This window comes from Ideonella azotifigens (assembly GCF_006519715.1).
Lineage (GTDB): Bacteria > Pseudomonadota > Gammaproteobacteria > Burkholderiales > Burkholderiaceae_C > Ideonella > Ideonella azotifigens.
Genome location: NZ_VIDT01000430.1, coordinates 1 through 4840 on the forward strand (window position 1 = coordinate 1; position 4840 = coordinate 4840).

The window sequence follows — 4840 nt, forward strand, 5'->3', positions numbered from 1 at the left end:
CGGCGAAAACCACGGCGCCGACCAGTTGCTGCGCCAGCGCCATCCCGGCGCCCGCGTGCTGCTGGCCGAAGACAACCCGGTGAACCGCGAGATCGCCTGCGAATTCCTGGCCCATGCCGGCCTGCAGGTCACCGCGGTGGACGATGGCGCCAAGGCGCTGGACCTGGCCCTGGCCAAGGACTTCGACCTGCTGCTGCTGGACATGCAGATGCCCGAGCTCGACGGCCTGGAAGTGGCCCGCCGCCTGCGCGCCGGGCGCGCCGCCCCGCCGCATGTGCCCATCCTCGCCCTCACCGCCAACGCCTTCGACAGCGACCGCCAGGCCTGCCTGGCCGCCGGCATGGACGACTTCATCACCAAGCCGGTCAACCCCGAGCACCTGTACCTGATGCTGCTGCGCTGGCTGGACCATGGCAAGCAGGAGCGCGAGCACTACGCGCAAGTGGCGCAGTGAACCGAAGCGTAGCGCCAAACGCCCTACATCTGCCGGAACAGGTGCAGGAAGCTGCGACTGACTGGCAGCACCTCGCTGCGGTCCTTCAGATGGATGTCGGCGGTCTCGTGCAAGCCGCGGGTCACATGGCTGATCGCAGACAGATTCACCACCACCGAGCGGTGCACCTGAGCAAAGCAGGCCGTGTCGAGTTGCGGCAGCAGTTCCTTCAGCGGCGTGCGCAGCAAGGCCTCCGCAGGCTGGCCAGTTTCGCTGCGCCAGGCCACCAAGGTGTACTTCTCATCGGCCCGAAGAAAGTCGATCTGCTCGACCGGAATCAGTCTCAATGACTGACCCACCCCGGCGCGAAGCCAGCGCAACGGCGCCGCGCCGATACCGGCGGTTTGCTCCCGGCGCTGCAGCAAGCCCGCCAATTGCCGCAACATGACTTCGATGCCAGGCCCCGGCACCTCGACCATCCTCAGGCGCTCCTTCAGCCGGGCCACCGTCTCGGCCAGCCGGGCCGCTTCGACCGGCTTGACCAGGTAGTCCAGCACCCCATGCTCGAAGGCCTTCAGCGCGTAGTGATCGAAAGCAGTGACGAACACGAGATGGGCACGCCGGCCGATCTGCCGCGCCGCCTCCAGGCCTGAAATGCCCGGCATCTGCACGTCGAGAAAGCAAATGTCCGGCTGCAGGGCCTCGACTCCTGCCAGCGCCTCGCGGCCATTGCGGGCCTGCGCCACGACCAACAGCTCGGGCCAGACCTGGGCCAGCATCAGCGCCAGCTCATCACGCAACAGTGGCTCGTCATCGGCGATCAGCGCCGTCGGGCGTCGATCAGTCATGGCGCACCAAGCCCGGACTCGGACTCTTCAGCGGTTTCAGCTGGGAACTCCAGTTCAGCACAGACACCATGCGGCATCAATGCGGTCAAACTCAGCCGGGCATCGCCTGCAAAGGCCAGCAGCATCCTCTCGCGCAACATCGCCAATCCGGTGCCTGGCGGGTCACTGCCGCCGCACTGCAGGCCCACACCGGTGTCCAGGACACGGGCGGTGCAGCGTTGCCCGCGCCGCGATATGCAGACCTCGATCCGTCCCCCCTCCTCGCTGGGGTCGATGCCATGCCGTACTGCGTTTTCCACCAGCGACAGCAGCGCCATCGCCGGGCAGCGCAATGCCGTCGTGGTCTCGTCTGCATGTACCGCGTAGTGGAGGCGGTCGGGCATGCGCATGTGCATCAATGCCAGGTAGGCACGTACCAGCGCCAACTCCTGCGCCACGGTGGCGCTGGGCTCGTTCAGCCTCGGCACTGCGGCACGCAGATAGGCAATCAGGCTGTCGAGCAACGCTGGCGCCCGCGGCGAGCCCACATTCACAAGCGCCCGCACGTTGGCCAGCGTATTGAACAGGAAATGCGGCTGCACCTGCGCCTGCAGAAGCCGCAACCGGGCATCCAGCGCCTGGCGCTGCAGTTCACTGCGCTCCAGCTCGAAGCCCAGCGCCAGGTGGCGGGCCAGTCCTTCGCGCTGCCGCACCATGGCACCAAGCGCCAGCCAGGGCCCGAACAGCACGCCGCAAAAACACAGCGTGCGAAAACCGTTCAGCCGCGTCGGCTCCTGCAAGAGTTGCGGATCGCCGCCGGAAGTCAGCCACATGGCCGCATAGGCACCGATCGGCGCCGCCACCACGACACCCAGCAGTTGCAGCACCCAGCGCGCAAGCCATGCCGGCAGCCGCACCGGCCACTGCTCGACCCAGCCGTAGGCCAGCATCATCGCCAGCCCGGTGACCACCGCGCGCGCCACCCAGGCCAACAGCGGAGTGACGGTGGAACCCACCCCGAACACCAGGCCGAACGGCAACGTGGCGAACAGCACGAAGCGCACCCGCCGCCACGCCACCAGGCGCCGCAGGCAAGAAGCTGGCAGATCCGAAATGGCGTTCATGCCTTGAGCATAGGGGAGCGGCGGTGCGGGCGCGCGTCAGGCTGCCCGCAAGAAGCGGGCGGCGTCAGCGCAGTCTCGGCAGCCACATCAACATGGCGGCCGCGCCGATCCCCAGCGCGGTCAGCAAGGTGATCACGCCCAGGCCCGCAGCCATCGCCAGGCGGCCCCGCGACCCGGCCTGGGCACGCACCCGGAAATAGATCTCCAGCACCGACAACGGCAGCAGGTACTGCGCGAAGGCGAGAAACGTCAGGAAGGGCCCCTGGAAGCTGCGCGGATCAAAGCCCGCGGGCCCGCGGTTCAGCACCAGCCAGGCCATCAGCCCGATGCGGAAAAACCACACGCCCGCCACCGCCAAGTAGAGCCGCAGCGCCCAGCGCCGATGGCTGTCGAATCGACGGGCCACCGCGTCCCGTCCGGCCAGTGCGGCAAAGGTCAGGATCAACAAGGCATTGACGCAAATGGCCAGGTGCTGGGAGGTATCACCCACGCCCTGGCGGGTGCCCACGATGAACAGCCCGCCCAGGCTCATCACCACCGCCGAGAACAGGTAAACCCGCCCGTTCCAACGATGCAGCGCCGGCGCCCGCCGCCGCACTTGCGGCAGCAGCTGGATCGCGCCGCCCACGATGATCAGCACTGCAAACAGCAGATGCGAAGCGACCACCCCATTGCCCAGCGTGTCGCCCGGGACCAGGCCACTCGGCAGTGTCTGGTTCCAACGAGAAGTCTGGCCATCCGCCACGGCACGGCCGTAGAACACCGCCACGTAGCCCGCAAACATCAGCTGGCCGACCACCGCCACAACGCACCAGCCTGCCGCGGCTGCCTTCAGCACAGCCGTCGGCCAGCAAGCGGCAGGCGCAGAGAAGGCCTGGGATGGGTGGCGAATGGAAGGCGGCATGGCATCGACTCCTGCGGTTGGGCCGGCCACCCGGCGCGCAGTGCAACGGGCGATGGCGAACAACCCAGTGTGCCGAGCGAGCGGATGCGCCGAAAGCGCCATGGGACGGACCACTGCGCGGCGGCTTCGAGCCACGCCAGATGCGGATGAACTGCGCCCTGCCTGCAGCCGTTACACCTGAATCGCGCTTTGCGGGTCCGGTACCGGCGGTCTACTCGCCAACCAAGCCATTGCGAATCGCGTAGACCGTCAGCTCGGAGTTGTTGCCCAGCGCCAGCTTTTCCAGCACCCGGGCGCGGTAGACGCTGACCGTCTTGGGGGACAGCGTGAGTTCGGTGGCGATGTCGGACAGGCGTTTGCCGGAGGCGATCATCACCAGGGTTTGCAGCTCACGGTCGGAGAGCTTTTCGTGCGGGCTCTCGTGCTGGTCGTCCTTGCCGATGTTCTCGGCCAGCAGCTGGGCGATTTCCGGGGTGATGTACTTGCGGCCCTGGGCCACTGTGCGCACCGCCTGCACCAGCACCGCCGGGTCGCCACCCTTGTTGACGTAGCCGTGCGCGCCGGCCTTCAGCGCGCGGATGGCGTACTGGTCCTCGGGGTACATGCTGACCACCAGCACCTTGACCTGCGAGCCTTCGTCCTTCAGCACGTGCAGCACGTCCAGGCCGCTGCGGCCGGGCATGTTGATGTCCAGCACCAGCACGTCGCAGGTGTCCTTGCGCAGCAGGGCGCGCAGCTCACCATAGTCGCCGGCCTCGCCAATGACTTCGAGGTCAGGCGCATCGGCCAGGGTGTCGCGGATGCCGCGGCGGATCAGGGCGTGGTCGTCACAAACAATGACGCGGGTCATAGGCTTCCCCAGGCGGACGGGTCGTGCGGCCCATGGTCGTCGTCCTCGTCGCCGGGGAGGGTCGGGATGGCATCGGGCTGCAGTGGCACCGAGAGTATCAGCGTTGTGCCGGTCGGGCCGCTGGAAAGGTCGACCCAGCCACCCACCGTGGAGGCCCGCTCGTGCAGCCCGCGAATGCCGAAGCTGCGTGTCTTGGCCAGGTCCTCGCCGGACAGGCCCTTGCCGTTGTCGCTCACTTCCAGTGACAACACGTCCTGCGCCAGCGACAGGTCCAGCCGCACCTTGCTGGCCTGGGCATGCTTGCTGACGTTGGTCAGCGCTTCCTGCGCGGTGCGGTAGGCCACCAGCGGCACGCCGGCTGGCAGCACCGGGTTGTCCTGGCTGGTGCGGAACTCGGTGGTGATCCCGGTGCGCTTCTCGAAGCGGCTGGTCATCCACTGCAGCGCGGCCACCAGGCCCTGCTCCAGGATGGCCGGGCGCAGGTTATGCATGATGCGCTGGCTGGCTTCCAGCGCATGGGTCACGGTCTCGATCGAGGTTTCCAGCCTGGCCTTGAGTTCCGGCGGCGTGCTGGCCTGGCGCGCCATCCAGGCCAGCTCGAACTTCAGCGCGCTCAAGCCGCCGCCCACGTCGTCGTGGATCTCGCGGGCAATCGCCGCGCGTTCCATCTCCACGCTGGTCTGCAGGTGCTGGGCCAGTTCG

Annotated in this window: 6 protein-coding genes; 1 reads left to right on the top strand and 5 read right to left on the bottom strand. The window is 67.7% G+C overall.

Features of this window, described 5'->3' with window-relative positions; all coding sequences use genetic code 11:
• Positions 1-454, top strand: a 454-nt coding sequence (locus FKP22_RS21125) for a response regulator (protein ID WP_141289661.1), incomplete at its 5' end; no start/stop codon positions are given.
• Positions 455-477: 23 nt separating this feature from the next.
• On the opposite strand, the gene FKP22_RS21130 is transcribed toward FKP22_RS21125, so the two are convergent.
• The 5 genes from FKP22_RS21130 to FKP22_RS21150 all read right to left on the bottom strand — a co-directional run.
• Positions 478-1281 carry a LytR/AlgR family response regulator transcription factor gene (locus tag FKP22_RS21130; protein WP_141289662.1) on the bottom strand — a complete coding sequence of 268 codons (804 nt, stop codon included), beginning with the start codon at positions 1279-1281 and terminating at the stop codon, positions 478-480.
• Complete coding sequence (locus FKP22_RS21135) at positions 1278-2384, bottom strand: sensor histidine kinase (protein ID WP_141289663.1); 1107 nt, start codon at positions 2382-2384, stop codon at positions 1278-1280. The genes FKP22_RS21130 and FKP22_RS21135 overlap by 4 nt, the downstream gene beginning before the upstream one ends.
• Before the next feature lie 64 nt (positions 2385-2448).
• The gene (locus FKP22_RS21140; RefSeq protein ID WP_141289664.1) at positions 2449-3288 is read right to left on the bottom strand and encodes a DUF2306 domain-containing protein; all 840 of its coding nucleotides are present in this window, start codon (positions 3286-3288) and stop codon (positions 2449-2451) included.
• A 211-nt stretch (positions 3289-3499) separates the two neighbouring features.
• Positions 3500-4138 (bottom strand): response regulator, encoded by a 639-nt coding sequence (locus FKP22_RS21145; protein WP_141289665.1) that lies wholly within the window; start codon positions 4136-4138, stop codon positions 3500-3502.
• Positions 4135-4840, bottom strand: a 706-nt coding sequence (locus tag FKP22_RS21150; protein ID WP_141289666.1) for a sensor histidine kinase, incomplete at its 5' end; no start/stop codon positions are given. The genes FKP22_RS21150 and FKP22_RS21145, both read right to left, overlap by 4 nt.

What these genes read in the sequence shown, in the direction of transcription:
- FKP22_RS21130 (WP_141289662.1), bottom strand. Translation starts at nt 1,281, where the DNA reads ATGACTGATCGACGCCCGACGGCGCTGATCGCCGATGACGAGCCACTG.
- FKP22_RS21135 (WP_141289663.1), bottom strand. Translation starts at nt 2,384, where the DNA reads ATGAACGCCATTTCGGATCTGCCAGCTTCTTGCCTGCGGCGCCTGGTG.
- FKP22_RS21140 (WP_141289664.1), bottom strand. Translation starts at nt 3,288, where the DNA reads ATGCCGCCTTCCATTCGCCACCCATCCCAGGCCTTCTCTGCGCCTGCC.
- FKP22_RS21145 (WP_141289665.1), bottom strand. Translation starts at nt 4,138, where the DNA reads ATGACCCGCGTCATTGTTTGTGACGACCACGCCCTGATCCGCCGCGGC.